We start from the raw sequence: 26,762 nt of genomic DNA on the forward strand, positions 1-26,762 counted from the left end.
ACAATCCGACCAACAGACGCGTGACCATTCATGACGTGGCTGCGGCAGCAGGCGTCAGTATTTCAACGGCCTCGAAGGCGTTGAACAATACTGGCCGCATGGGCGCCGAGACGCGCGAGAGAGTGAAGCGCATCGCTGGCGAAATCGGCTTCAGGCCGAACGCGCTTGCGCGCGGATTGCTCAGCAAGCGCAGCTTCACCATCGGGCTCCTGACGAACGACACCTATGGACGTTTTACCCTGCCGGTCATGGCGGGCATTTCGGAAGCACTGGTCGATCACGGCGTCTCGGTATTCCTCTGCGCAATCGAAGACGACCCAGCGCTGGGGCAGATCCATGTCGATGCCATGCTCGACAAGCAGGTCGACGGCATCATCGCCTCCGGCAAGCGCCTGGACCGGCGTTTGCCGGTCGATCTGTCGAGCCTGCCAGTACCAGTCGTTTACGCCTTCACGGAAGGCACGGAAAACAGTGTCACGCTGCGCTCAGACGATGCGCAGGGCGCGCGTCTTGCGGTTGAATGGCTGGCGAAGCTGGGGCGCCGTCGGATCGCGCATATCACGGGACCTGAGGATTTCTTCTCGGTCCGCGAGCGCGCCAGCGCCTACCGAGAGGTCGCCGGCGATGTCGAGCCGGTGCTTTACGGCGTCTGGGCCGAGAGCTGGGGACATGAGGCGGTCGGGTCAATCTGGGATCGGCCCGGAGAAAAGCCCGATGCCATCTTCTGCGGCAACGACCAGATCGCCCGCGGGGTCGTCGACGCCTTGCGTGAGCGCGGCGTCAGGGTGCCTGAAGACTTGTCGATCGTCGGCTTCGACAACTGGGAGATCCTGGCGGCGCAAACGCGGCCGCCGCTGACGTCCATCGACATGGGGTTGAAAGAGCTTGGCCGTGAGGCCGGCCTGACTGTGCTCGCGCTCGCAGAGGGGCGGCGCGTCGAGCCGGGCGTGAGGAAATTGCCGTGCCGGTTGGTTGTCCGGCAATCGTGCGGGGGCATGAGCCCCACGGAATGACGAAACGGCGCGAGGAGGCGCCACAACGGGAGGAGTGCCATGATCAAGCGTCTATTGGCAGCAACGAGCATCATTACCTTGTGTCTGGCGTCCGGTGCGTCGGCCGCCGAGAAAATCGAAATGTGGGTTCGTTCCGGCATCGGCGAATCCTTCAAGAAGGTCGTCGAGGCCTACAACGCCAGCCACGAGAACCAGGTCGCCATGACCGAAGTGCCGTTCTCCGAACTGGTGCAAAAATATGCGACCGCGATCGCAGGCGGGCAGGCCCCGGACGCGCTTTCGCTCGACCTCATCTACACCCCGGCCTTTGCCGCCGCCGGCCAACTCGAGGACCTGACCGATTGGGCGAAGGCACTGCCCTACTTCAATTCGCTCTCGCCGTCGCACGTCAAGCTCGGGACCTATCAGGATCGCATCTATGGCCTGCCGCTTTCGGTCGAGACGTCGATTTTTGCCTGGAACAAGGACCTCTACAAGAAGGCCGGCCTCGACCCGGAAAAGGCGCCGACCACCTGGGAGGAGATCGAAGCCAATGCCGAAAAGATCCGCGCGCTCGGTGACGATATCTACGGCTTCTACTTCTCCGGCGGCGGCTGCGGCGGCTGCATGATCTTCACCTTCACGCCGCTTGTCTGGGGTTCGGGCGCCGACATTCTCTCCGGCGACGGCAAGAAGGCGACGCTCGACACGCCGGAAATGCGCAAGGCGGTCGATATCTACCGTTCGATGGTCAAGAAGGACCTCGTGCCGGCGAGTTCGGCCAGCGACAACGGCGTAAACTTCCTGACTTTCACGAATGGCAAGATCGGCCAGCAAAGCCTCGGCGCCTTTGCCATCGGCACGCTGGTCACCGAAAACCCCGACATCAACTTCGGCGTGACGCTGATCCCCGGCGTCAATGGCGGAACCTCGTCCTTTGCCGGCGGCGACAACTTCGTCATCACGAGGGGCACGAAGAAGATCGATGCGGTGAAGGAATTCCTCGAATACACCTATTCGATGGACGGCCAGAAGGTGATGGCGAAATACGGCAGCCTGCCGACCCGCGGCGATATCGCCGACAAGGTACTTGAGGGTCTCGACCCGCGCATGCAGGTGGGCATCAAGGCGATCGAAGTCGCCAAGACACCCTACACGCTGCAGTTCAACGATCTGATCAACAGCGCCAACGGCCCCTGGGCGACCTTCACCAATGCGGCAATCTATGGCGACGATGTCGACGGGGCATTCTCGAACGCCCAGTCGGAAATGCAGTCAATCATCGACACTGGGCAGTGATCGCAAGCTGCAACTACAGCGCCGTGCGTCTTTTCAGACGCACGAGGGCCGCTGTAGCATTTTGAATTGCTGCATGTTTTTATCCTTAAATCGGCTCCGATTTAAGGAACATGCAGCGGGCCGAAGGCAATCCTCCGGCCCCTCTTTCTTGAACAGGCGGAGAATTGCAATGGCCGGCTCTGGCCCAGGAAAAGCATTGCCCGTGCGCAGGAGACGGCGGCGCCACTCGCAATGGCGCGGTCTCCTTTATATCGCCCCGGCGATGGCCCTCGTCATCGTCTTCTTCGTCATGCCGGTGCTGTTTACTGGCTGGATGAGCCTGCACAATTGGCCTCTGCTCGGTTCGCCGCGCTGGATCGGCTTCAACAACTATTTCCGGATGGCAAACGACGGGCGCTTCGTCTCGGCCCTGCGCTTCACGACCTACTACACGGTGATCGTGACGATCGCGATCTTCGCCGTCGCCTTCCCATTGGCGATCTTCGTCGAGAAGCACCGACGCTTCGTCGGCGCCTACCGCACCATCATCTTCCTCCCCGTCGTCGTCGGCCTCGCCTCGGCATCGTTGCTCTGGGTCTGGCTCGCGAACGTCGACAGCGGCTTCATCGGCCCTGCGTTGAAGGCACTCGGACTCGTGGAGAAGAGCCCCAATCTGCTCGCCACTTTCGATAGCGCCTTTTTCACGATCATCGTCATGGTCGTCTGGAAGATCGCCGGCTTTACGATGATCATCCTGCTCACCGGGCTACAGGCCATTCCCTCCGAGTTGACCGAGGCGGCCCGCATCGACGGCGCCGGTCGGTGGCAGCGGTTCCGCTATCTCACCTTACCGCTGATGCGCCGGACGATCGCGCTGGCGCTGATCATTTCGGTGACAGGCTCGATCCTCGCCTTCGACCAGTTCTACATCATGACCAGCGGCGGTCCGCAGAACCGGATGATCTCCGTCGTCTACTACATCTTCAACCAGTCCTTCGTATCCTTCAATCTCGGCTATGGCGCGGCTCTCTCGATCGCGCTCCTCGCCATCCTGGTGGTTATCAGCATCGTGCAATTGCGGCTGCTTCGCGTCGGGGAGGATCGCCCTTGACCCTTTCCAAGATGAACATGTCCAACATGAGTCTCTCCAGTCGGCGCCGGGCACGCAAGGCCTTTCGGGCAGAATCGACCTATCACGCGACAGGCGTGGCAATCGCGCTCTTCTTCCTGGCGCCTTTCGCCATCACCCTGCTCGCGTCGTTCCGACACGGCACCGAGGCGCGTCTGCCGCCATTGCCGCCGTGGCCGGCTAATGGCATCAGCTTCGATTCCTATCGCTCGCTCGACACCTTCGGCGCCGGCGTCTGGCAGCACACGTTCAATTCGTTGCTCGTGTCGCTCGCAACCGTCGCGCTCACCGTCGCCGTCAGCGTGCTTGCGGGTTATGGCTTCTCGCGCTACCGCTTTCCGTTGAAGAACGTGCTGTTCGTGCTGATCATCGCCACGCTGATGATCCCGTTCCAGTCGATCCTCACGCCCCTCTTCATCATCCTCGCGAGACTCGGACTCAACAATTCGCTGTTCGGGCTGACGCTTGTCTACGTGACGCTGCAGCTTCCCTTCTCGGTTTTCATGATGCGCAACGCCTTCGATGCGGTGCCGAAGGAGATCGAGGAGGCGGCCCGCATCGACGGCGCCCGCGACCTGAAACTGCTCTTCCGGGTGCTGATGCCGCTGGTGCTGCCCGGCATCGCCACGGTCGCGATCTTCGCTTTCCTCAATGCCTGGAACGAATTCCTGGCGGCACTCGTGCTCTTGTCGAGCAACGAGAAATATACGCTTCCGGTGCTGATGATGGCCGTGCGCGCCGGTCGCCTCGGCGCCGTCAACTGGGGCGCGGTTCAGGCCGGTGTCGCCGTCATGACGCTGCCCTGCCTCGTCGTCTTCCTGCTTCTGCAACGCTACTACATGCGCGGGCTGATGGCCGGCGCCGTGAAATGAACTCCAAGAAACGGATGAAGCCATGAACAAACTCCGACAGGATCGCCAGTTCCGCCCCCTCCCCGTTCCGAGTGTTGAAGTGCACGGTCTTTTCGGCGACCGCCAGGACGCAATCTGCGAATCCACCGCCGAAGTCCTGCTCGACCGCTGCGTCGAGGCCGGCATGCTCAGGGCGATCGACGTCGAGCAGCCAAGCCCCGGCATCGTCATTCCGCTGCAGGCCTGGTCGGGCTCGACCCAGATGTTCTGGGACAGCGATCTCGGAAAATCGATCGAGACCATTGCCTATTCGCTCTACCGGAGGCCCAACCCCAGGCTCGAGGCGCGTGTCGATGCCATCGTCGACATGTATGAAAAGCTGCAGGACGAGGACGGCTACCTGAACGCCTGGTTCCAGCGGGTGCAACCCGGCCGGCGCTGGACCAACCTTCGCGATCACCACGAACTCTATTGCGCCGGCCATCTGATCGAGGGCGCCGTCGCCTATTACCAGGCGACGGGAAAGCGCAAGCTGCTCGACGTCATGGCCCGCTTTGCCGACTATATGATTGAAGTGTTCGGCCATGGCGAAGGGCAACTGCCGGGCTACTGCGGCCATGAAGAAATCGAGCTCGCGCTGGTAAAGCTTGCCCGCGTCACGGGCGAGAAGAAATATCTCGATCTCGCCAAGTTCTTCATCGACGAGCGCGGCAGAGAGCCCCACTTCTTCACCGAGGAAGCGATCCGCGACGGCCGCGATCCGAAGCAGTTCATCCAGAAGACCTACGAATACGGCCAGGCCCATCTGCCCGTCAGAGAGCAGAAGAAAGTTGTCGGCCATGCCGTTCGCGCCATGTATCTCTATTCCGGCATGGCGGATATCGCGACCGAGTACAACGACGACAGTCTCACCACGGCGCTCGAAACCCTTTGGGACGACCTGACGACCAAGCAGATGTATGTCACCGGCGGGATCGGACCGGCGGCGTCGAACGAAGGCTTTACGGATCACTACGACCTGCCGAACGAGAGCGCCTATGCCGAGACCTGCGCCTCCGTCGGTCTCGTCTTCTGGGCAAGCCGCATGCTCGGGCGCGGCCCCAATCGGCGGTATGCCGACATCATGGAGCAAGCGCTCTACAACGGCGCCATGGCGGGTCTTTCGCTCGATGGGAAAACCTTCTTCTACGAGAACCCATTGGAAAGCGCCGGCAAGCATCATCGCTGGATCTGGCACCATTGCCCCTGCTGCCCGCCGAACATCTCGCGCCTGCTCGCCTCTATCGGCTCCTATATGTATGCCGTCGCCGACGACGAAATCGCCGTCCATCTTTACGGCGAGAGCAAGGGCCGCTTCGAAATCGGCGGCAAGAAGGTCGAGCTTGCGCAGAAGACCCGCTATCCCTGGGACGGCGCCATCCGCTTCGACGTCACGACGCAGGATCCGGTCCGCTTCTCGCTGTCGCTGCGCATTCCCGAATGGGCGGAGGGCGCCGCGTTGAAACTGAACGGCGAGAGCGTCGACCTTTCGAATGTAACGATCGACGGCTACGCGCGCATCGAGCGCGAATGGCGAAGCGGCGACCGCGTGGAGCTCGATATCCCGCTAAAGCCTCGTACACTCTGGGCAAATCCGCAGGTGCGGCAGGACACCGGCCGCGTCGCACTCATGCGCGGGCCGCTCGTCTATTGCGCAGAGGCAACCGACAACGGCGCGGGTTTGAACGGAATCGTGCTTGGCGGCGACATTTCGAACGCGAAGACTGCAGAAATCGCTGAACTTCAAGGCGCAGTCGCGCTCGACATTTCCGTCGCCCGCGACAAAGCGGATGATTGGGGCGCCACCCTCTATCGCACATCACCGCCGAAAGTGAACCAGGCAACGGCCCGCTTCGTTCCCTATCACCTGTGGGACAACCGCACGCCCGGCGAGATGCTCGTCTGGGTTCGCGCCGGCGAAGTCGGGCGGTGACGGCATGCATGAAACCGGAGTTGTATTGACGGACATTCGCAAGAGCTTCGGCAGCCTGGAGGTGATCCATGGCATCGACCTCAGGATTGCCGAAGGTTCGTTCGTCGTCTTCGTCGGGCCGTCCGGCTGCGGGAAGTCGACGTTGCTGCGCATGATTGCGGGCCTCGAGGAGGTCACCGACGGCGAGATCGAGATCAAGGGCCGCAACGTTACCGACCTCGATCCCTCCGATCGCGGCATCGCGATGGTCTTTCAATCCTATGCCCTCTATCCGCATATGAGCGTGCGCGAAAATCTCGCCTTCGGCCTCAAAATGGCGCGCACTGAGACGGCCGAGATCGAGGCGCGCGTGAAAGCCGCCTCCGCGATCCTGAAGATCGACCACCTGCTCGACCGTCGCCCGGGTCAGCTTTCCGGCGGGCAACGCCAGCGCGTCGCGATCGGACGAGCGATCGTGCGCAAACCTGACGTCTTTCTTTTCGACGAGCCGCTTTCGAATCTCGATGCGGAGTTGCGCGTCTCGATGCGCATCGAGATCGCCAGACTCCATCGCGAACTGGGCAATACGATGATCTATGTCACCCACGACCAGACCGAGGCGATGACGCTTGCCGACAAGATCGTCGTGTTGCGCGACGGCCGCATCGAGCAGGCAGGAACACCGCGCGAGGTCTACGAAAATCCCGCCAATATCTTCGTCGCGGGCTTCATCGGCTCCCCACGAATGAACCTGCTCGACGCAGTCTGGCTAGGCAACGGACGCGTCCGCGTCGCGGGCAGCGAGATGTCGGTGCCCGTCTCCGACGAGGACTTGCAGATCGGAGAAAAGGTTTGCTTCGGAGCGAGGCCGGAGCATCTTTTCGTCACCGAAGGCGGAGAGGGATGCATTCCCGCAAAGGTCGATTTTGCCGAATATCTCGGCGGCACCCAGTATCTCTATTGCCAGCTTGCCGATAGCCAGCCGCTCATTGCCGAATACCGTTCGGGACCGGGAATCAATGCGGGCAGCACGATAGCCCTTTCGGTCGACGGCAATCAGCGGCGGTTATTTGCTGCTGACGGCCGGCGGCTGCGGTGAAGCGAGGCAGATCGCCTACTGTAGTGGGTGGATCAGCCGTGACCTGGCAGCAGGACGCGGGAGAGCGCATCTTTAACGCGCTGGCCGCTTGCCGTCCCAGGCATCCTGCAGCAAGGCGCGGATGGATCGGCGATCGACCGGCCGCGGGTTCCAATAGGGATTTTCTGTCGCGATCGCCGCGGCCCGGTCGAGATCGGGCTCGCTCAAGCCCAGATCCTTCAGCGCCAGCGGCGCGCCGATTTGCGTGGCGAGATCCCAAAGCCCGCCCCCGATCGCGCCGCCGAAAATCTCCGCGACCGGAGCCAATAGCTCCGGGACAGCGGCGGCGTTGTAACCGGCGGTGTGCGGCAGCATAACTGCGTGCGTCTCGGCATGCGGCAAATCGAGAGTGCCACCGAGCGTATGGCAAATCTTGTGGTGCAGAGCCATGCCGACCGTGCCGAGCACCGCGCCGCAGAGCCAAGCGCCGTAAAGCGCCTCGGTCCGCACTTCGATGTCGCGCGGAGCCTCCACGATCTTAGGTAAAGCCGCCTTGAAGGCGCGCAGCCCCTCGACCGCCATCAGCGTCGAGATCGGATTTCGGTCCTGCGCGTACAGCCCCTCGACAGCATGCGCCATTGCATTCAAGCCGCTACTAACGCTGATGCCGACTGGAAGCCCCAGCGTCAGAGCGGGATCATAGATCACGACCTCCGGCAGAATGCGTGGATGACGGACGGTCGTCTTCCGCCCGCCTTCGGTCTCACCGAGGATCGGGGTCACCTCTGAGCCGGCATAGGTCGTCGGAATGACAATCTGCGGCAGATCGGTGCGATAGGCGATCGCCTTGCCGAGGCCGGTGGTCGAACCACCTCCAAGCGAGACGACACAGTCGGCGCCCGTTCGCGCCACCGTCTCCATCGCCCTTTCCGTCGCGTCGACCGGGGTATGCATCACGGCGCCGGCAAATACACCGGCAGCGACCCGACCGAGACGCACGGCCAGCGCCTCTGCGTCCGCCTGCCGCTGTGGTGTCGAGAGCACAAGCGCTTTCCGGCAACCGATCTTCTCTACCCATTCCCCGGCCAGCGCGCCCTTGCCTTCGCCGAAAACGATGTGAGCAGGGCTGCCGCTATAGACGAAATCACGGCTCATGCATGCACTCCTTGCCTTGAGCGCCACGATGGGCACATCCCCTGTTAGGATAAGCCAAACCGAGACGGCGTTTGAGGAGGTCCGACAAAAAAATGCATTCACGGAAAGGCCCGCGAAGGCTATAGCGGTCGCAACGCCGACGAACAGATTGGAGCTGCCATGACCGACACCGTTACCGATCGCTTCCTCCGCTATGTCGTCATCGACACCCAATCGGATCCCAAGTCGTCGACGCAGCCCTCGACTGAAAAGCAGAAGAATCTCGGCCGGATACTGGTCGAGGAATTGCTGGCGATCGGGCTTGCCGATGCGCATCTCGATGAGCACGGCTACGTCTATGCGACGATACCGTCGAATGTCGACAAGCCGGTGCCCGTGATCTGCTTCTGCTCGCACATGGACACTGCGCCCGACTTCACCGGCACCAACGTCAAGCCGCAAGTGGTGCGAAACTATGCCGGCGGCGACATCCGGCTTCCCGGCGATCCCCAGCAGGTCATTCGCGTCAGCGACCATCCCGAGCTTGGCAACCAGATCGGCAACGACATCATCACCACCGACGGCACGACGCTGCTCGGCGCCGACGACAAGGCCGGCCTCGCCGAGATCATGACGGCAGCGCAAGTCCTCATCGACAATCCGGAAATCAAGCACGGCACGATCAAGCTTCTTTTCACGCCGGACGAAGAAGTCGGCCGCGGTGTCGACAAGGCCGACCTCAAGAAGCTCGGAGCCGCGTTCGGCTATACCGTGGACGGTGAAACGGCGGGCCATATCGAGGACGAAACCTTCTCGGCCGACGGCGTCGACATCACCATTCAGGGCGTCGCCATCCATCCCGGCTTCGCCAAAGGCAAGATGGAAAACGCCATCAAGATCGCCGGCGCGATCATCGAGCGCTTGCCGAAGGACATTGCGCCGGAGACGACCGCAGGCCGGGACGGCTTCATCCATCCGATCGGCGTGACCGGATCGATGGAAAAAGCCACCCTTGGCTTTATCGTCCGCGACTTCGATGAAGCCGGCCTTGCCGTCAAGGAAAAGATGCTCGAGGACATCGTAAAAAGCGTCATGGCGGAGTTTCCCCGTTCGAGCTACGCGTTCGAAGTGAAGGAGCAGTACCGCAACATGAAGGCGATCCTCGGCCGCCACCCGGATATCGTCGAGAATGCCGTGGAGGCTATCCGCCGCGCCGGTATGACACCGGTGCGCGGCAGCATCCGCGGAGGCACCGATGGTTCGAGGCTCTCCTATATGGGCCTGCCCTGCGCCAACATCTTCGCCGGCGGCCATGCCTTCCATTCACCGCTCGAATGGATCAGCCGGCAGGACATGGAGAGAAGCGTCGCGACGCTCGTCGAGCTTGCCAAGATCTGGGAAGAGCGCGCCTAGACCATCCTGGTTCGGGCTGCTGGCCGGCCACGGCCAGCGCTAGATCACGGTGATTTTACGTCCGATCGACGTAAATCATAAACGTAATCGATTCTAATGCGTTAGCGCGGGATGCGGGCGGAAAACCGTACACACTTTTCCTCATCCCGCGCTGGCATCGTTCAGTCTCTGCCCCGCGACAGATAGCCGGATGTGCGCGGTTTGCAAGCGAGGGTACGGCCGGTCTTGACGCCGGAAAGCGGCATCCGTTACCAGCCCCAGAAAAACAGGAACCAGCCCGCATTGGCGATCGCAACCGCAAGCCCAACGCTCGCAAGCGCCATCATGCGGCGCCTTGGCGGTTTGCAATAAAGCCCTGTGACGCGCCAGCAGAGCACGCCGGACCAACCGCTCGCAAGGAAGAGCATGGCTCCGCGCGCTTCATCGACCCACGGCAGATCGATCCCGTCCATGCGAAGCTGCGTGACCGACAGCGCGGACAGTCCGAGAAAGACGCCGGCGGCCGCGAGCGGGATGAGCGTTTGCGCAAAATGATGAAACCGCGCCGCGTTCCAGCGACCAAGGCACAGTGTTGCAAGCGAAAGCAGCAGCGTGATCGCGAGCCCAACGGCAAGCGCCGTCGTGAGCACGTAGGAAACGAGGATCACCCCGTCCAGCAGAGACAATACGTCGTTTCTCTCGGGATAGTTCGTCAGCACCCACCAGGGCGGCGAAATCTCCAGCGGCCACAGCACACCGCGTTCGACAAGCCATTCGGCAACCCATTGCTTTGCGGCGTTGAACCAGGGGCTCACGCTCCAATGGAAGGCGCCGACAGCAACGCCCATCAACCCGAAGACGATCAGCACCGTTTCCCACGGCTTCGGATGTTCCCCCGCCACATGCACGATCTCATGAAGGGGCGACCGGCGCGCGAGCCGGATCGCGCCGCGGAATCCGCTGCACCGGCCACACATATGGCAATCGCTTGCGCCCCGCATCGTCTTCAATGGCACCAGCGGCGCACAGTTGACGGCGCCCGGTTTGAACCCCGCCCGCTGTGTCTCCCGCCAGATCTCCGCATCGACGCGGAAGTGCAGCGGCGCGAGCTTCGCGAGCAGGCCAAATACCCCGCCGACTGGGCAGAGATAGCGGCACCACACACGCTTTTCCTTGCCGTAGAGATAACCCACGATGGCCGCCGCCAGCGTTGACCCGCCGAGCACCAGCAACGCCGGTTTCGGATACTGATAGACGCTGACCATCTGGCCATAGAGCGTCGTGCCGGCAAAGGCGATCGTCGGCCATCCGTTCCATTTGACCCAGCGCGGGATACCACCTCCCCGTCCGTGTCGGCTGCTGAATTCGGAAATCGCCCCCTCGGGGCAAAGAAGCCCGCACCACACGCGCCCGACAAGCGCCGTCGCAAGCAGGACCATTGGCCACCATATGCCCCAGAACGCAAACTGCGCAAAGCGGGTGAAATCGTCCCAGATATGCGCGGCGTTGCCCGGCATCGGCCGCAAAACCGGGGCGACGAGCAGCGCCGCATAGACCGAAACGACGCTCCATTGAAGCCAACGGATTTGCCTTTGGTGCCGCGCCAGCCAGTCGCCGATGCGCTGCCAGACATCGCGCTGTGGACGCGACAAAAGCACAGTCACGGTCATGCGACGGCCCGCCGCTTCGCCCGGTCAGTCCGCCTTTCTTCGAGCGGGACCTTAAGTCCCGCGCATGGCAAGAAGATTTGGAGAATTGGCGCCATGGTAGGTCCGGGTATCGCTATGGCGGGGTGCGAAGAGGCCGCATTTGCGCGGCCTCCCCGGCTGTAGGGCGCGGCGTCTACCGTCAAGATCGGCCGCTCCCGTTCACGCCGTGGGACAGGCTCTAGAGCATCCCGCTTTCAAAGTGGCATCACTGAAGGCGGATAAGATGCTCTAGAATCAAAATGCTGGAACGTCCTTTGTGCGTTCATTGAACGCACGGCGCTCTAGTAGCCGCCCTTCTTCCCCACGCCGGCGTAGGTGAATTCATATTCGACGGAAAATGCCTCGGGCCAGGGCGCGACCCCTGTTTCCTTGTCCACGTGACGACCAAAATGGGCCGTCTCGTCATGGGATTCCGAGTGGATGGTCAGTTCCAGTCTGTATTTGCCCGGGCCCATGAGCTTGACGTTGTCGCCATAGTGTGGCCCGTCGCTCGCGACCATGGGCATGAAGGAACCTGCCGTCTCCTCACCGGTGTCGGCTTTGGTCAAGCGATACTCGACGTGGAGGTTGGGCAACCAGTCCCCTTCCGCAAAACCGTTCTTGTTATCGGCTGCGGCTTGAACATCCGCCTCCAGATGGATATCGGCTTCGGCCGCCGGCGTCATCACGCCGGGAGGATCCATTTCGATCGGCTGCAGGTAGACGGCTGCTATCTCCATGCCGTGGCTCAACAACGGATCGCCGATCCGATATTCCGCCGCGGACGCCAACGACACCCCCGTGACGAGGACGCCGACCGATGCGAGCGGAAGCAATTTGAAGCACATGCGTGTTTTCCTTCCCGGGAAGCGAGCCAATCGGCTCTTATTTATGAGTTGTTTTCTCACCTTTTATGCGCGCGATATCTGAAGATCATTGCGCTGGAGCAAACTACTCGCGTCCCGGTTCCACACCGTTTCGCGGCAGGGGCTTCTGCGGTGCCTCTCGATCACAAAGAAATCCGTCGGCGGCAAAGATCGGATTCAGTCTTTCTTGGTAATTTTCCGTTAGCAATTCCCGTCAGTGGGTTCGACGGCGGCTCTGCCGTCACCGAAAGTCTTGCGTACGGGTTCCTATGCGTTTCTCAGCTGTGCCAGTGCTCCTCCTTGCCGGTCTCGTTTTGTCGGGCTGCGGGTTCAGTTCCAATCGGGAAAGGGTTGCCGCTCAGCAACCATCCCGGGAAACGACGAGCTCCGTCGCCCAGTCGCCCGCCCCAATGCCTGCCGCGAACGTAGGCGCGGCTGCTTCGCCAGCGGCACCGCCGCAGGAAATGCTCGCGTGGGCGGGGCCCGTTCCAGAGCCGCAGGCCTTCGCGCCCGTGGCAAGAACTGCCGGCATGCCCGTCCCTTCGGAAAGACCGATCACTCTGCGCACGCCGGAAAACCCGGCGATCGAGGAGGCGCCGCCAACGCGCGGGCAAATCTACAGCCATCGCTTCCGCGACGCCAAACCGATCAATTTCGGCTCCCGCTCGCCGAGGAAGCTTGCCGTGCACGGTGTCGACGTTTCGCGCTGGCAGGGCGAGATCAACTGGGCGAAATTGCGGACGCAGGGCGCGAACTTCGCCTACATCAAGGCGACCGATGGCGGCGACCATCTCGATCCGATGTTCAAGAAGAACTGGCGCCGGGCGAAGGAAGCCGGGCTCAAACGCGGCGCCTATCACTTCTTCTACTGGTGCCGAACCGCCGGCGAACAGGCCGACTGGTTCATCCGCAACGTGCCGAGGGAAGCCGGCGCATTGCCGCCGGTCATCGATGTCGAGTGGAACGGCGAGTCGAGCTGCAAAAGGCGCCCCTCGCGCGAACGTGTCCTGGAAAAGATGCAGGTCTTCATGGACAAGCTGGAGAGGCACTACGGTCAGCGCCCGATCATCTACACCGCGCCGGATTTCTATCGCGACAACCTGAAGGGCGCCTTCCCGAACCATCCATTCTGGCTGCGCTCGGTGGCCGCTCACCCGTCCAAGGTCTATCCGGGACGGAAATGGCTCTTCTGGCAATATTCCGGCTCCGGCCTTTCGCACGGCGTGGACGGCAGGATAGACCTCAACGTGTTCCACGGCAGCGAGAACGAGTGGCACAGCTGGGCGGCTGCAGGATCCAGCTTGGCGAGCCGCGACTAGCCCGAACGTTCAGGAAGGAACAGGCGCCAGCGACGACCTCCTCCCCAGCTTTCCCCGCAAATCCCGACGCAACCTGGCTGTGGCTCACGACCACTGCGGCCCTCGCATGTGGCCTCCGCTGTTGCCATAAAAGCCTTTGTGGCCAGCCGCGTGCCGGCATCCGTCCCGCGCCATGGGCGCTCGTTGATGCGGATCAAGGATCGAAAGAACTCCTCGGGCTTAACTTTTTTTCGAAACGCCGTGCGTTTCGACGTAGACTGACGGCTCGGTAAAAGTCCCTTCAACGCTCTTTGGCAGTGCGGCGGACCGTTCGGAAGGCCGCTTTGCCGACCGAACAAATGACGAGCCCGAGAACGAGGAGTCGTGTCAATGCCCAGCATGATCGCAACCCCTATGCCCCCCTCACCGACGCAAAGCTGGCCGCCGATGGCCGATGGTGCGAAATACCTTCTCTCGATGGGACGCTTCCAGGCGGAGGCCTTGAGGATGACGCTGCGTTACCAGGTCGAGATGCTGAATTTCCTGAAGACCCGACGCGAACAGGACCTGAAGCTACTCGAGGATCTGCTCTCGCCGGACCATCTCAACGAAACGTTCGACCTCTATTGCAGCTTCTGGCAGAACGCAGTTCTCGACTATTCCGACGAGGCCGCGCGCATTGCGGAGATCGGATCGGACATGGCAGCCGAGACGGCAAAGCAGGTTCGCGAGGACAAGGAATTGCTGACCAAGGACATGGCCGGGCAATTGGTCATGTGAATGCGGTCTCGGGTCGTAGCCGCGAACAGAATGACGGACCGTTAAGGCTGGTGGGAGAAATTCCGCCGCAAGAGCATCAAATTGCCGCGCGTAAAATTGCATGACGAATGGTTTGGTGCGTCTTTTTCTCGGCTATTCCGCGCGGTCGATGCTCTGGGCGCGCGTTCGCTGAGCGACACACAGCAGTTCGCCCCATCCTCCTTCGCCGAAAGGAGTGTGCTGGTTCTCGCCGCATCATCACTGCTTGTCGTCATCGAATTCGACAAATGGCGCTGCCGCCACGGTCGCGCCGGGGCGAGCCCCGATGACATCGTCCGCGCAGCCAAATGCAAACCTCAACAAGGACCTAGGGCCGGCGAAATGCGCTTCCAACAAGCGATGCGCGCGCCAACCGAGAGCGGAGATGTTACAGATGTAACAAGGATCAGGGCGCCCATGCGGTATGATTAATGCTACCGTTGAAGCATACTGACAATACCTCTGTGACCGACGAGCAGGTCTTGCACCAGGACCTTGGCTTCATGCCGTCACACGCCAGTTAAAGACACTTCGTTAGTGGCTTATAAAGTTCGGTTAGTGCTCGGGGAGCTGAACGGCTCCGCGTAACTTTTGATGCAAGTCGGCCCACGTTTCGGCCGAAATGCATTCTGCTCCCGCGCCCTACCCGCTGATTTTTCGATGCTTAGACCCTGACTATCGAACACGCATGGAAGTCCATGGCGCGGGGAGAAAGCTCGCGACCACTTGGAACAACGCGAAACAACACTTTTGGGGTGGGTCATCATGCGAAACGTTCATCTAGCCGCAATAATCATAATACTTTCACCCTTCGACACCTTCGCGGCATCAGGCGACTACTCATGCAGCAACGGTGAGTTCGAAATCCACTGCAACTCCTACAAGTGCGAGAGTGAAGAGGACTTCACGCCTGCTGGCGGCGTGGTCAATACCAGCACCAAGGATATGTCGGTGTGCGCATACAACGGGTGCTGGGAAGGGAAAGCCGACAGCATCATCTCTTCCCAAGGCCATATCATCGCCTACTCGGACCGGCTCCAGGGAAACAATCCCGGTCTTCATCCAACCTCGGCCGCCATTGTCATTAACCGTGAAACCTTGGGCGCAACGCTCAACGCATTCGGATTCCAATCACCCATGTCCTGTTCTCTCAAGTGAGTCTTGAACATAGGAGGCACGAATGCCATTCGATCGCACATTCTTCTTCAATCAAGCTCGGCCGATGTTCGGTGGCCGGCTGACTCAAGGTCAAGTAGACGGGATGTCGGCCATACTTGACGAGTGGGAGCTGAGACTTCCGGACGGCGACCCCCGCTGGCTGGCTTATATGCTTGCCACGACATTCCATGAAACGGCCCGGCAGATGACACCGGTGAAGGAGGCCTATTGGCTCTCCGAAGCCTGGCGACGGCGCAACCTTCGCTACTATCCTTACTACGGGCGTGGATATGTCCAGTTGACCTGGCGGGATAACTATCGACGCGCCGGCGGCCATGTCGGCGACAATCTCGCCGACAACCCTGATTTGGCTCTGCGGCCGGACTATGCAGCCGCGATCATGTTTGTCGGCATGGGGGAAGGTTGGTTTCGAGGCGACAGCGGCGGCCGGCACAGCTTGGCGCGGTACTTCCGGCATAACGTAAACGACCCTGTCGGAGCGCGCGCCATCATCAACGGGCACGAACCAGGGATTGCAGAAGCGATTGCGCGGTATCACGCACGGTTTCTTGGAGCCCTCCGGCTCGTTGTGCCCGTCAGAGGCGGGCTGGAGACTGCCTTTGGGCCAGAGGTCGTACAAGGGATCGGCACGCGCTCGGCGATTCCGATCGCCGCAGCCCATTACGACGACGGCTCGGAATTCATGGAGACACCCAGGACTCCGCTGTTCCCTGTCGAGACCATGGACAGCGACGCGGCGCAACCGGATCCGATATTGCAGATGACGACCGAGATCGTGACCGGGTTCGTGAGCAACAACAAGCTCGATCCCGCCAAGATATCCGAACTGATCGCGGACGTTTACTTCGCCCTTTCGAACTCCGACGACTTGTCTCGCCGCCGGCGGCTTGCCGAACCGGACAATGAGTATCTCGAAGGGAGCGAAGAGGCGGAACCGCGCGCTGCTTGAAATCATGGGAAGACGCCCGGCATTCCATGCCGGGCGTCAGCCAATCAGAACCGATTCTGGCTTTTGGGCGCTTACCACCATGCAGGTTTTTTCTCGCAAGCGGCAGGAGACGGTACGCAATGTTCCGCGCGATCCAACTGATTTGCGCGATCAGATCTACACGCCGAACCTTCGCCCTCTCCTCCCGGCGCTGTCGCCGGCTGAACTCGTTCTTGATGCGCTGAAGAGCGCCGAGCCTCTGTACTGGCTGCCGAGAAATCAGGGCGTGGAGGGCACGTGCAGCGCCCAGGCGCTCGCCAGTCTCATCGATCTCCAGAGATTGCTCAATTGCCAGGATGCAGCTGCCAACGTGCCGGTCAGCGCGCGCATGCTTTACGAGATGGCTCGACTGCGCGAACCAGCTGACGGCGATGAGGGCCTTTCCCTTAGGGAAGCCATCAAAAGCTTTTACCACCATGGCGTTTGCTCCGACGATCTCTGGAAGTACGAACCAGGTGACCCCCGCGGTACGCTGAACGTCAGGCGTGCCAAGGCCGCACGCGAAGTGTCGCTGGGCGCCTACTATCGCTTGCGTCCGAGCCTCAACGACTATCACGCGGCCCTGAACGAAGTTGGACCCGTCCTTGTTTCCGCCGCGACGCACACCGGCTGGAATATCGAAGCCGTGCGCGCGAATGAAGGCAAGATCATACAGTCGACCGGAGACGGAGGCGGCCATGCCTTTGTCGTCGTCGGCTACGACAGCACGGGCTTTCTCGTGCTCAATTCGTGGGGGACGGAGTGGGGCAGCTATCTCGGCTGCAACGGATTGGGCCATTGGTCCTATCAGGACTGGGCCGACAACATCTTCGATGGCTGGGTACTTCGGCTGGGCGTTTCCACCCCCGGCGCCTTCGACCTCTCAATCGGAGAACAGGGCATCTTTTTTGCTCGCAAGCCTGCCCGCGTTGCCGGTGTCCCGGGTTACGAGGTGCTGGGTCACCTCATCCACCTCGACGACGGGAAAGAAGTCAAAAGAGCGCCCTACCCATATTCCGCCAAGACATTCGACGAAACCGTCAGGTTCCTCAGTCGGGACGGCCGAGACAATGAACCCGTCGCGCCGGTCTGGGAGCCAAAGGACGGCCCGGCCAATCGTGGCTACCGCGGAATTCTGCTGCGGTTTGGCGGCAGTTTGCTGGGGCTCGGTCAGACCGCCCAGCAGATCGCACGAGAAAAGAATGCGATAAAGCAGCATGGCCTCTACCCGCTGACGATCGTTTGGTGCAACGACTTCGTCGACCAGACGACCGCGATCCTCTCCGGTCTTTTCACCGAAGCCACCAAGCAGATCGATGTTCGCAGCGATCGGCTGGACCACCTGATCGAGGACGTTGCACATGGGATCGGCAGGTCGTTCTGGCGGGACGTCGAGTCGGCCAGCAGAAAGTCAGCGGCAATAAAGGGCCCGGTCGATCATATTCTGGAGTGCCTGTTGCCGCTGGATCAATATTCCCTGCACATCATTTGCGACGGCGCTGGCGTCCTTCTCTTCCGCGACCTCATTGAGAGATGGAGACGTGACCGCGTCGCGTCGTTCCGTCTGCTCGCCAGGCGTCTCGCCAGTCTCGACTTCATCACGCCGACGATTGACGCAAAGGACTTTGCTGACGGCTTCACGCAACTGATATCGGCGCTACCGCCAACGGGCCAAACCAATGCGCCGGCTGTTGCGCTCCACGTCCCTGACTCGGCTACGAATGGAAGGCTGACCGTCGGCATGTACTCGAAGTCGATACTCGACCTCATAGAGAAAGCTTTCTCCGATCGCTCGAGCGACCCTCCGCCGGTCTTCATCGGCAAGTCGCTTCGCAAGACTCGGATCGACGAGATCTGGAAAGATCACCCCGCCTTCGCGAAAATCCAGATCAACGAAATCTCGATCCCGCCTCGCCTCGGAGAATTGCTCCAACAGGAAGATCTTCAGCTGAAGACCGACCTCATCAGCCAGATACTCAACCGCATCGCGCCAGTGTCGGATGTTCCCGACCGGCAAAGAGGGAGGACGGGTTATGACGTCAGGCAGCAAAATATCTTTGGAAGAACTGAACAGGAAGCTTGCTGATCCCAGTCTGAGCGAGCAGGAGCTTCAGAAATACTTTCTGGTCGACGACGAGAAGTCGGGACCCTTCAACCCGGTGCTCGAGATCAATCGCGAGTTGGTCACCGTGCCCGCGACACCGGAAGGGCGGGCCCGCAGCGCCGCACTTCTGAACAGCGCGAACTTCATCTCGCGCCTTCGCCGCCAGGCCGCTTTCCACAATCGCATCGGCAGCGGAGACTACAAGGGGCCGATCATCGTCTCTGAGGGCGACAGCTGGTTTCAGTATCCATTCCGCCTGATGGACGTCATCGACCAGTTGATGAAGCACTACGCAATCTTCAGCCTCGACGCCGCCGGCGACACGTTGTCGAACATGCTGAGACAAGCCGAATACATGGATGCGATCGAAAACACGGGAGCATCCATCTTCCTGTTCAGCGGCGGCGGCAACGATGTCGTGGCGGGCGGCAACCTCGCCGCTCATCTCTTCGATTTCGATCCTGCCTTGCCGCCCGAGGCGCATCTCAGGCCCTCGTTCGAGGCGCTGCTGGACGATGCAATCGGCATGTACGGCAAGCTCGTTCGGCAGGTCGCCAAGGCCTTTCCGAAAGTGCAGATCCTTTGTCATGGTTACGATTACACGATCCCGGCAAAGGGAAATTGGCTTGGCAAACCGATGGAATCGCGAGGGATCAAGGATCCGGATTTCCAGCGGGCGATTGCCCGCGTCATGATCGATCGCTTCAATGAACGCCTGTCGCTGTTGCAGAGCTCATCGGCGCGGCTCAACTACATCAATTGCCGCAACATAGTGGGCGCAACGGAGTGGTTCGACGAGTTGCACCCGACAGACAACGGCTATGCCAAGGTGGCACAAAAATTTGCGGCGCTGATCGAACAGTTTGCCTCAAGGGCACGGGACGTCGAGCATAAAGCGAGCAAGGCGCGCGCCGGAAGAGCCAAGGCGCCGTCCGCCGCGACAGCGGCCCTCGAAACACCTTCCCGCCCGGCTGCCGCAAGTTCGCGAGCAACCGACGGGCCGTCAGGGATGTCGCTCCACATCGGCCTGAATATGGTCAGCGCCGCTCACTATGCGGGCTGGGACGGACCGCTGCGCGCCTGTGAATTCGACGCCAGCGATATGCAGGAAATCGCGGCCGCTCTCGGATACGACACCAAGTCGCTCCTCACCAAGGAGGCGACACGCCAGAACGTCATCAGCGAGGTCAAGAGAGCAGCGAGGGATCTCAAGGAGGGTGATATCTTCCTGATCAGCTACTCGGGTCATGGCGGGCAGCTCCCGGATTTCAACAACGATGAAGACGATTCCACCGACGAAACCTGGTGTCTCTACGACGGCCAGCTTGTCGATGACGAGCTCTATGGCCTCTGGTCCGAATTCAGGGCGGGCGTCCGCGTGCTGGTCGTTTCGGACAGTTGCCACAGCGGCACCGTCGTGCGCGCCGGCGTCGCTGACGGACATGCACTGACGAACGGTCACGCAGTTGCCGCGGGCATACCGCGCGCGATGCCCATCGACGTCGCCACGCGGACGTTCCGCCAGAACCGCGACTTCTATGCGCGCCTCGGCGCCTCCATCTCGCTTGGCGAAGGACGCAATCTGACACGCGAGATCACGTCTCCGATCTCGTGCAGCGTTCGCCTGATTTCCGGATGCCAGGATAACCAGGTCTCGCTCGACGGCATCGGCAATGGTGCCTTTACCGCCGCGTTGATCTCCACCTGGAACCATGGTCGCTTCACCCGCGACTATGCCGCCTTCCACCGGGCCATCATGATGAAATTGCCACCCGACCAGACCCCCAACCACTGGCAGGTCGGACCGAGGAACCCTATTTACGATGCGCAGACGCCCTTTGCGATCTGATCATTTTGAGCAGGTCGCTGAGAGGACCGAGGGCGAAGATGGAACTCGGCCGGACGGCTCCCATGGGGGAGCCGTCCCTCACCATCAGATTACGGGAAGAGATTACTATCGGCTCGCCGACGCGGTTTGCTGTTTGCAAGTCGCATCACGGACAATAAGGACATCTGGACTCAAACCAGCCGAAGAAATTTATAGTGTAACAAATGTAACAGGTCCGGCGATCAGCCCGCGCTATCATCTAATATCTACAAGCCGCTTGCGTATTTGAAGGCGATTATTCTTTCCCAAGGCGGCTTTGTATCGAACCTCAACCATCTCACGCCTGAAAGGTGCCGCGAGGTCCTGTTCGTGGAGCTGGCCATGCGAAAGCAATTCCTCCTGACCCTACTTTTGGCGACAACCATAGCATGCGGGCTGGTTCCTGCCGCGTCGTGGGACGCGAATGCGCAATGTAATCCGCAAATCAATCGATGCTGAGGGGTGCACGCCATGGGCGCGTTGGTTGACTGGTTGCGTGACCCGACAAGCCTGACATTCCTGTTCGGGGCCTTGACGATCGCCTTTCATTCAAGAAAGCGGGTCGAGTCCCTGATAACACCGCCCAGAGGCGAGGAATTCGACTTCGTACGTCTGCTTTCGCTGCCGGCAATCGTCGGCAAGAGCGTTTTCCGCAAGGCCTACCTCATCTACACGGTGTCACTGGAAATTCTCTATTTCTTCATGTGTGCATCACAGCCGATCATACGGGTGCTGGCCGAGGGAAAACTCGACGGTTTTGAAGGACCGGCATGGCCGCTTGGTGCGGCCCTGATCGTCATAGGCGTTATCCCGTCCACTCCACTGTTCGCTCAGATCGAACTTGCCCTGCGCAGCATGGCCCATAGTGTATCCAACATCCCCGATGAATTTTTCGAGCGTGTCACCAAGCTCTCCCAGAGCGAGATCGAGGCGTATGTAGGAAGGGATCCCCGCTATGAGCCGGACCTGCAGCGGTTCCGCAAGATCCAAAGCCTCGCTCTCTATGCTGGCTGCTCGCGGGAGGAGGCTGACAAAGTCGCAAGGCGGACGGTGGGCGCGGAACTGTTTGCCCGATGGACGATCAACGGCCAGGACATTTGGTCGGCGGGCGAATTCGACAAATACCGCGATGTCCTGGATGTTCTCAGGCCCAGGTCCGAAAACCTGAAGCAGGAGGTAAAGGAACTTGTTTCAAAGACCTCATCTTCCCCCGTCGTGAGATACATAATTGAAAGAAGCAACACGTCGCCGGAGGCTCCGATCAAGGACGGCGATTCACAAAGGATTCAATCTATTTCCGCCGAAATTCTCGCTAATCCAGGGTCAATTTTCGCGTCGCTGGAGCAAGAGGATATTCGCTCCTACCTGACGCTTGCGGACCTGTGGCGCGCGAAAGCAGCCGAAATCGGCATATCCAACCGCAGATTGAGTGCCCTTTTTGCGATCATTGCTCTCAATGACACAAGAGTGATGAAGGCATACGTGCACCCGGACCGAGGCGCTCGGCCCCTGGACGTGGTGCTTAGAGAACTGCTGTTGCTCGTGCGGAAAAGCCGCAGCAAGCCTCGGCCATGGAATAACTCAGCCTTGTTGTCGACCTTTACTGCATTTCTCGGCTGCGTGATCCTGCTAACCGCATACCACAAAATACATGCTGTTTTCTTGCCCGGCCCTTCGACAGTGAGTCCGTTCGAAGAGGCTTTCTTCACCTCGGCATCACTCTTTACAAGCTTCCTCGCGGCCGGGATCTGCGCTCTTGTCATACGAACCCACAAGATCGACCAGGGTGCGTGGACAGCCTTCTCGGATATCCGGAATTTCCCGCTTTCCCAGTATGGCGGTATCGTCTTCGCCGCAATGACTTGTGCCTTCGCCACAGCCATCATTTGGGTAATTTTGTATCAGTGGAGATATGACAGCGTGACTGCGCTTTTGCAGATCGGCCAAGGAGGAATTCTTGTGCTGACGGGGTATTACGCAATCTGCTCTCTTATTCCGGCAATGTATGGCGTCGGCATCTGCGTAATAACGGATTGTGTTATCGAGAACGAAGAAAGATCCGAAGGCCTCAGGCTTCCCCTTTATTGTTTCGCGGCAATATTCATCGTGATTTATATTCTGCTTGAGACGAGCATCCTGATCGAACCTGCCTATCGGGCGACATTTCTGGTGAGCCTGGTATCCAAATCACTGTTCTCGTTGATCGCGCTCGTGACCTTCGCTTTGAGCTTGCAGTCAAATGGCCAGGCCAGAAACCAGGCCGCTTTGGCCGGTGTACGGCCCGTGTAGATTTGCGGCATTAGATAGCAAAGACCACTGGGCGCAGCGGCACATGGCGCGATCTTGTAGGGGACGCCCTTAGAGGGTAAATTGCGGGAAAGTCCCAGGGTCGATACCCAACGTCCTTAGGTCGCGATCGTTGGGACGGCGATTGTCTTCAATCGCGGTGGCTATAGCACTTGCGGCACCAATAGCGGCGAATGTGCGACCCAGAAGACCCCTGCCAACTTTACGGATCTTGCTCATCCTGAACCCCCATCAACCTCAGTTTGCAATAACACTGTCGTCCGTAAGCAGGCAGAGGTCGTTGCGATAGCGCAAATAGGGATTGATCCGTTATTAGAGCATTCCAGGAAAAGCGTGTAACGCTTTCGCGGCTATCGACGGCGGAGGACCATGCCGCCGTGATGGAGCGTGTTCTCGTCCACAAAATCGCCGTCGGCGGTGAAACCGGTGTCGTCCCAATATTCGATATGATTGCCGGAGACCTCGTAGCGCCCCTGGTAGGCGCTATCCCGAGTACCGCGGGCCTCATCGTAGCGCCCGTTGGCGAGGAGTTCGTGCCGGACATATCCGTCGTCCGTCACCCACATCCCGACATAAGGATGCGGTGCCATTGCTTCCTGCTTCGTGCGTTGATGCGGTGACGGATCGTGAATCCGGTCTTCACCCGAGGCGGAACTCACCGATGTGCAGGTCGCAAGCAAGGTGATGGCCGGACCGAGCGCCAGGTTCTTGGGAAAGGTCGTGAACATGTTTCCTCTCATGAAGATCTGATGACGATCGCAGAGTATGCGCCCGATATGCCGCGATCGAGTTGCCAATCCAGGATGCGTTGGTTAGAGTTTCTAACCAATGGTCGATGATTTCGAAGGCATTTCGGTATTTCTGGCGATCGCCGAAGCGCGCAACTTCCGCGTTGCGAGCGAGCGACTGGGCGTCACCCGCTCGGCGGTGAGCCAAGCACTGCAACGCCTGGAAGATCGCATCGGCGTCGCTCTCGTGCAGCGCACGACGCGCAGCGTTAGGCTGACGGAAGCAGGCGAGCTTTTTTACGAGAGCGTGCGTTTATCGGCCGCCCAGGTCAGCGCTGCAGTACAGACGGTACGGGAGGTTGAGGCCAATCCGAGCGGGCGCTTGCGGATTGCCATTTCGTCGATCGCCGAGAGCTTCCTGTCCGGCAGGCTGCTCGCCGGTTTTGTCGAGGCCTTTCCGAAGGTGAGGCTGGACTTGACGATCACGGACGAGGAGTTCGACATTGTCGAGGCCGGTTTCGATGCGGGCGTGCGCCTTGGCGAAGTCATCGAGCAGGACATGATCGCGCTGCCGGTGTCGGCGGAGCAAAGACAATGCGCTGTCGCCTCCCCCGTATATATCGAACGGCACGGGACTCCCAGCCATCCGCGCGATCTCTCGACGCATGTCTGCATCGGCTGGCGGCCGCGCCCGGACACTGCGCCCTACCGCTGGGAATTCACAGAGAATGGTCGAGATTTCGATGTCTCAGTGGATCCGATCGTGACGACCAACGACATGGGAATGATGATCCGTCTGGCCAGGGCCGGTGCGGGCATCACCTTCGGGATGGAGGAGACGTTCCAGCCCTATATCGAGCGCGGCGAACTCGTGCCGCTGCTCGAAGCCTACTGTCCGCCCTTCGCCGGCTTCTATCTCTATTACCCCACGCGCCACCAGCAGCCGCTGAAGCTGCGCGCATTGGTCGAATACATTCGGAAATCGAAAAAGGCTTGAACGACGCCGCCGAAAACATCGGCGGAAGCAACGGGAGCCGCATAGGCGGACCGTGTTCTCGCCCTCACATCATCCATTTGGAAGCGACCGCATGCCGGGCGGAATTCACCTGTCCGCAATGGACGGGTGGCAGGGTTGGCTCGGACAGGAGAAACCCCTGCACATGTGTTGCCCCGGCCGCTTTCGCAGCCTCTAACTGGGCATATGTCTCGATGCCTTCGACGACCACGGTGCACGCCGCGCAGCACGCCAGACCGACCATGTGCCGAAGGAACCGCTCCGCTTTATCGCCGCGGCGCTGTACGAAAAAGCCGTCGATCTTCACGATGTCGACGGGGAGGGACAAAAGCGTTTCGGGCGTCGAATAGCCGGTACCGAAGTCGTCTATCGCGACTTTGTATCCGAGATCGCGAACGCTCTGAAGCAACTCAGCCGCGGCGGAGAGCGTCGCAACCGGCAGGCTTTCCGTTATCTCGAGAACGAGGCGCGGAGCCATCGCTCGATGCCTGTGAAGCAGATCGTACAGAACAGCCCAATTCTGTTTGCCGGCAAGATTTTCTGCCGAAATGTTGCAGCCCAAAGACGCCGCCGGATGGCAAGCCAACCAGTCGAATGCGAGATCAACCACGTGCCGGTCAAAAGCGGGCGCCCGCCCCGACGCTTCGAGAAAGGCTATGAATTCGCCACAGGTCCTGATTGTGCCGTCAGGCTCGACGAGCCTTCCCAAGCATTCCGAATAGAGAACTTCGCTTGGATCGTCGACCGCGTTGATTTGCTGCAGGGAAAAACCGATCCGTCCGTGTTGCATCGCCTGTGTCACATGACGAACGACACTGCTGAATTTCTCCAGGTTCATGGATCGATCCGTCCCATTCGGCTTAAGGGCCGGCTGCAGCGGTTACCGCCACTGCCGGCCAGGCTTAGGTTCAATTTGCGGATTCCAGCTCCGGATCGGTTGTCTCAGGTTCCAACTCGGGATCGGCAGGCTCCGGAAGCGTCGCGCGGATCTCGTCGATCTTGCCGACCGCCGGCCCGACACCGAGTATGTCCTTGGCGTCAGCGAGCGTGTCGTCGGTCACAACGCCGTCCTTCGTGAAACCCTCGAGGGCTTCGCGAAGCGCGTCATCGCTCAAGGCCGGATCTGTCGGAATGGCGTCCGGGCCGTTCTCAGCCTCGAACTCGGCATAGGCGGTGGCGTAGGCGGAAATGCCGGCCATGCGAGGATCATTGGAGTTCAAATAGGCATGATAGTTCCGGTTCAACGAGCTCAGGTTTGCCGTGTCGGAGGTTGTGTTCTCCAGCTCGGTTATGGTCACTGTTTCCGTATCTACGGCCTCCGCCGCCTCCGGATCGGTTGTCTCAGGTTCCAACTCGGGATCGGTAGGCTCCGGAAGCGTCGCGCGGATCTCGTCGATCTTGCCGACCGCCGGCCCGACACCGAGTATGTCCTTGGCGTCAGCGAGCGTGTCGTCGGTCACAACGCCGTCCTTCGTGAAGCTCTCGAGGGCTTCGCGGAGCGCTTCATCGCTCAAGGCAGGATCTGTCGGAATGGCGTCCGGGCCGTTCTCAGCCTCGAACTCGGCATAGGCGATCGCATAGGCGGAAATGGCCTTCATGCGGGGGTCGTTGGAGTTCAAATAGGCATGATAGTTCCGGTTCAGCGAACTGAGCTTTGCTGTGTCGGAAACCGTCTCCGGCGTGGTTACGGTCACCGTTTCCGTCTTCACGACCTTTGCCGCCTTGACTGCCGAGCCGGATTTCTTGTGTGTGGTGACGGATTTTTGCTTCGACGTACCGTGGCTATTGCCGCTTTTCTTGCTCGTCCCTGACGTTCCCGATTTGGACGTTCCCGATTTCCCCGAACTGGAATGCGAGCCACTGTGGCCGCCGCCGTTTCCACCCCCATGGCCACCGCCGTTGCCCCCTCCCCCGCCGTTTCCACCGCCATTGCCGCCCTTGGCAAAAGCAACAGTCGATGCGCCGAAGGTAACGGCTGCAACTGGGGCGACGGTGAGCGCCAGCGCGACGAAGCTTCGTCCGATTACTTTGGAAATGGTCATGAACTTCTCCGTGTCTTTTGATGCTTGCGGTCCCGCTGCCGATAGCGCTGATCGAACCACATTCGAATTGGTGCAACGTTAACTTGCGCCGCTGGAGG

The 26,762-nt window shown here is 60.4% G+C and carries 21 protein-coding genes; 15 read left to right on the top strand and 6 right to left on the bottom strand.

Annotated features, from left to right (window positions below):
* Positions 1-20: 20 nt before the first annotated feature.
* From FKV68_RS29645 to FKV68_RS29670, 6 genes are all read left to right on the top strand, one after another.
* Positions 21-1,013 carry a LacI family DNA-binding transcriptional regulator gene (locus FKV68_RS29645; protein WP_246452709.1) on the top strand — a complete coding sequence of 331 codons (993 nt, stop codon included), beginning with the start codon at positions 21-23 and terminating at the stop codon, positions 1,011-1,013.
* 39 nt (positions 1,014-1,052) lie between these two features.
* Positions 1,053-2,291 (top strand): ABC transporter substrate-binding protein, encoded by a 1,239-nt coding sequence (locus FKV68_RS29650; protein ID WP_180942496.1) that lies wholly within the window; start codon positions 1,053-1,055, stop codon positions 2,289-2,291.
* 169 nt (positions 2,292-2,460) lie between these two features.
* Positions 2,461-3,381, top strand: coding sequence for a carbohydrate ABC transporter permease (locus FKV68_RS29655; RefSeq protein ID WP_180942497.1), 921 nt, complete (start codon positions 2,461-2,463; stop codon positions 3,379-3,381).
* Between the two features lie 26 nt (positions 3,382-3,407).
* Positions 3,408-4,271 carry a carbohydrate ABC transporter permease gene (locus tag FKV68_RS29660; protein WP_180943956.1) on the top strand — a complete coding sequence of 288 codons (864 nt, stop codon included), beginning with the start codon at positions 3,408-3,410 and terminating at the stop codon, positions 4,269-4,271.
* A 22-nt stretch (positions 4,272-4,293) separates the two neighbouring features.
* Positions 4,294-6,222: a glycoside hydrolase family 127 protein gene (locus FKV68_RS29665; protein ID WP_180942498.1), complete on the top strand. Its 1,929-nt coding sequence runs from the start codon at positions 4,294-4,296 to the stop codon at positions 6,220-6,222.
* Positions 6,223-6,226: 4 nt separating this feature from the next.
* Positions 6,227-7,300, top strand: a complete 1,074-nt coding sequence (locus tag FKV68_RS29670; protein ID WP_180942499.1) for an ABC transporter ATP-binding protein — start codon at positions 6,227-6,229, stop codon at positions 7,298-7,300.
* A gap of 72 nt (positions 7,301-7,372) precedes the next feature.
* On the opposite strand, the gene FKV68_RS29675 is transcribed toward FKV68_RS29670, so the two are convergent.
* Positions 7,373-8,434, bottom strand: coding sequence for a maleylacetate reductase (locus FKV68_RS29675; protein ID WP_180942500.1), 1,062 nt, complete (start codon positions 8,432-8,434; stop codon positions 7,373-7,375).
* Positions 8,435-8,593: 159 nt separating this feature from the next.
* On the opposite strand from FKV68_RS29675, the gene pepT reads away from it, so the two are divergent.
* Positions 8,594-9,826 carry a peptidase T gene (gene pepT, locus FKV68_RS29680; protein WP_180942501.1) on the top strand — a complete coding sequence of 411 codons (1,233 nt, stop codon included), beginning with the start codon at positions 8,594-8,596 and terminating at the stop codon, positions 9,824-9,826.
* A gap of 248 nt (positions 9,827-10,074) precedes the next feature.
* Here the strand turns inward: pepT and FKV68_RS29685 are convergent, their stop codons facing one another.
* Both FKV68_RS29685 and FKV68_RS29690 read right to left on the bottom strand, forming a co-directional pair.
* Positions 10,075-11,475 carry a 4Fe-4S binding protein gene (locus FKV68_RS29685; RefSeq protein ID WP_180942502.1) on the bottom strand — a complete coding sequence of 467 codons (1,401 nt, stop codon included), beginning with the start codon at positions 11,473-11,475 and terminating at the stop codon, positions 10,075-10,077.
* Positions 11,476-11,795: 320 nt separating this feature from the next.
* Entirely contained in the window at positions 11,796-12,341 is a 546-nt protein-coding gene (locus FKV68_RS29690) for an iron transporter (protein ID WP_180942503.1), read from the bottom strand.
* A gap of 287 nt (positions 12,342-12,628) precedes the next feature.
* On the opposite strand from FKV68_RS29690, the gene FKV68_RS29695 reads away from it, so the two are divergent.
* The 7 genes from FKV68_RS29695 (at position 12,629) to FKV68_RS29725 (ending at position 22,861) form a co-directional block, all read left to right on the top strand.
* Positions 12,629-13,678, top strand: a complete 1,050-nt coding sequence (locus tag FKV68_RS29695) for a glycoside hydrolase family 25 protein (RefSeq protein WP_180942504.1) — start codon at positions 12,629-12,631, stop codon at positions 13,676-13,678.
* A 369-nt stretch (positions 13,679-14,047) separates the two neighbouring features.
* A complete protein-coding gene (locus FKV68_RS29700) occupies positions 14,048-14,437 on the top strand; it encodes a hypothetical protein (RefSeq protein ID WP_180942505.1) in 390 nt (129 codons plus the stop codon).
* A gap of 744 nt (positions 14,438-15,181) precedes the next feature.
* Positions 15,182-15,613: a hypothetical protein gene (locus tag FKV68_RS29705; RefSeq protein WP_180942506.1), complete on the top strand. Its 432-nt coding sequence runs from the start codon at positions 15,182-15,184 to the stop codon at positions 15,611-15,613.
* Positions 15,614-15,635: 22 nt separating this feature from the next.
* Positions 15,636-16,583 (top strand): glycoside hydrolase family 19 protein, encoded by a 948-nt coding sequence (locus FKV68_RS29710; RefSeq protein ID WP_209647270.1) that lies wholly within the window; start codon positions 15,636-15,638, stop codon positions 16,581-16,583.
* 79 nt (positions 16,584-16,662) lie between these two features.
* Complete coding sequence (locus FKV68_RS29715; protein WP_180942507.1) at positions 16,663-18,687, top strand: C1 family peptidase; 2,025 nt, start codon at positions 16,663-16,665, stop codon at positions 18,685-18,687.
* Positions 18,635-20,554: a caspase family protein gene (locus tag FKV68_RS29720; protein WP_180942508.1), complete on the top strand. Its 1,920-nt coding sequence runs from the start codon at positions 18,635-18,637 to the stop codon at positions 20,552-20,554. The genes FKV68_RS29715 and FKV68_RS29720 overlap by 53 nt, the downstream gene beginning before the upstream one ends.
* A 489-nt stretch (positions 20,555-21,043) precedes the next feature.
* A complete protein-coding gene (locus FKV68_RS29725) occupies positions 21,044-22,861 on the top strand; it encodes a hypothetical protein (RefSeq protein WP_180942509.1) in 1,818 nt (605 codons plus the stop codon).
* 368 nt (positions 22,862-23,229) lie between these two features.
* Here FKV68_RS29725 and FKV68_RS29730 read toward each other — a convergent pair whose 3' ends face one another.
* The gene (locus FKV68_RS29730; protein WP_180942510.1) at positions 23,230-23,607 is read right to left on the bottom strand and encodes an Atu4866 domain-containing protein; all 378 of its coding nucleotides are present in this window, start codon (positions 23,605-23,607) and stop codon (positions 23,230-23,232) included.
* A 100-nt stretch (positions 23,608-23,707) separates the two neighbouring features.
* Between FKV68_RS29730 and FKV68_RS29735 the strand changes: the two genes are divergently transcribed.
* Entirely contained in the window at positions 23,708-24,604 is an 897-nt protein-coding gene (locus tag FKV68_RS29735; protein ID WP_180942511.1) for a LysR family transcriptional regulator, read from the top strand.
* A 64-nt stretch (positions 24,605-24,668) separates the two neighbouring features.
* Here the strand turns inward: FKV68_RS29735 and FKV68_RS29740 are convergent, their stop codons facing one another.
* Together FKV68_RS29740 and FKV68_RS29745 are read right to left on the bottom strand one after the other, a co-directional pair.
* On the bottom strand, positions 24,669-25,460 hold the full coding sequence (locus tag FKV68_RS29740) for an EAL domain-containing protein (RefSeq protein WP_180942512.1): 792 nt from the start codon (positions 25,458-25,460) through the stop codon (positions 24,669-24,671).
* Between the two features lie 70 nt (positions 25,461-25,530).
* Positions 25,531-26,664, bottom strand: coding sequence for a hypothetical protein (locus tag FKV68_RS29745; RefSeq protein ID WP_180942513.1), 1,134 nt, complete (start codon positions 26,662-26,664; stop codon positions 25,531-25,533).
* Positions 26,665-26,762 lie beyond the last annotated feature (98 nt).

It is taken from the genome of Sinorhizobium mexicanum, assembly GCF_013488225.1.
GTDB lineage: Bacteria > Pseudomonadota > Alphaproteobacteria > Rhizobiales > Rhizobiaceae > Sinorhizobium > Sinorhizobium mexicanum.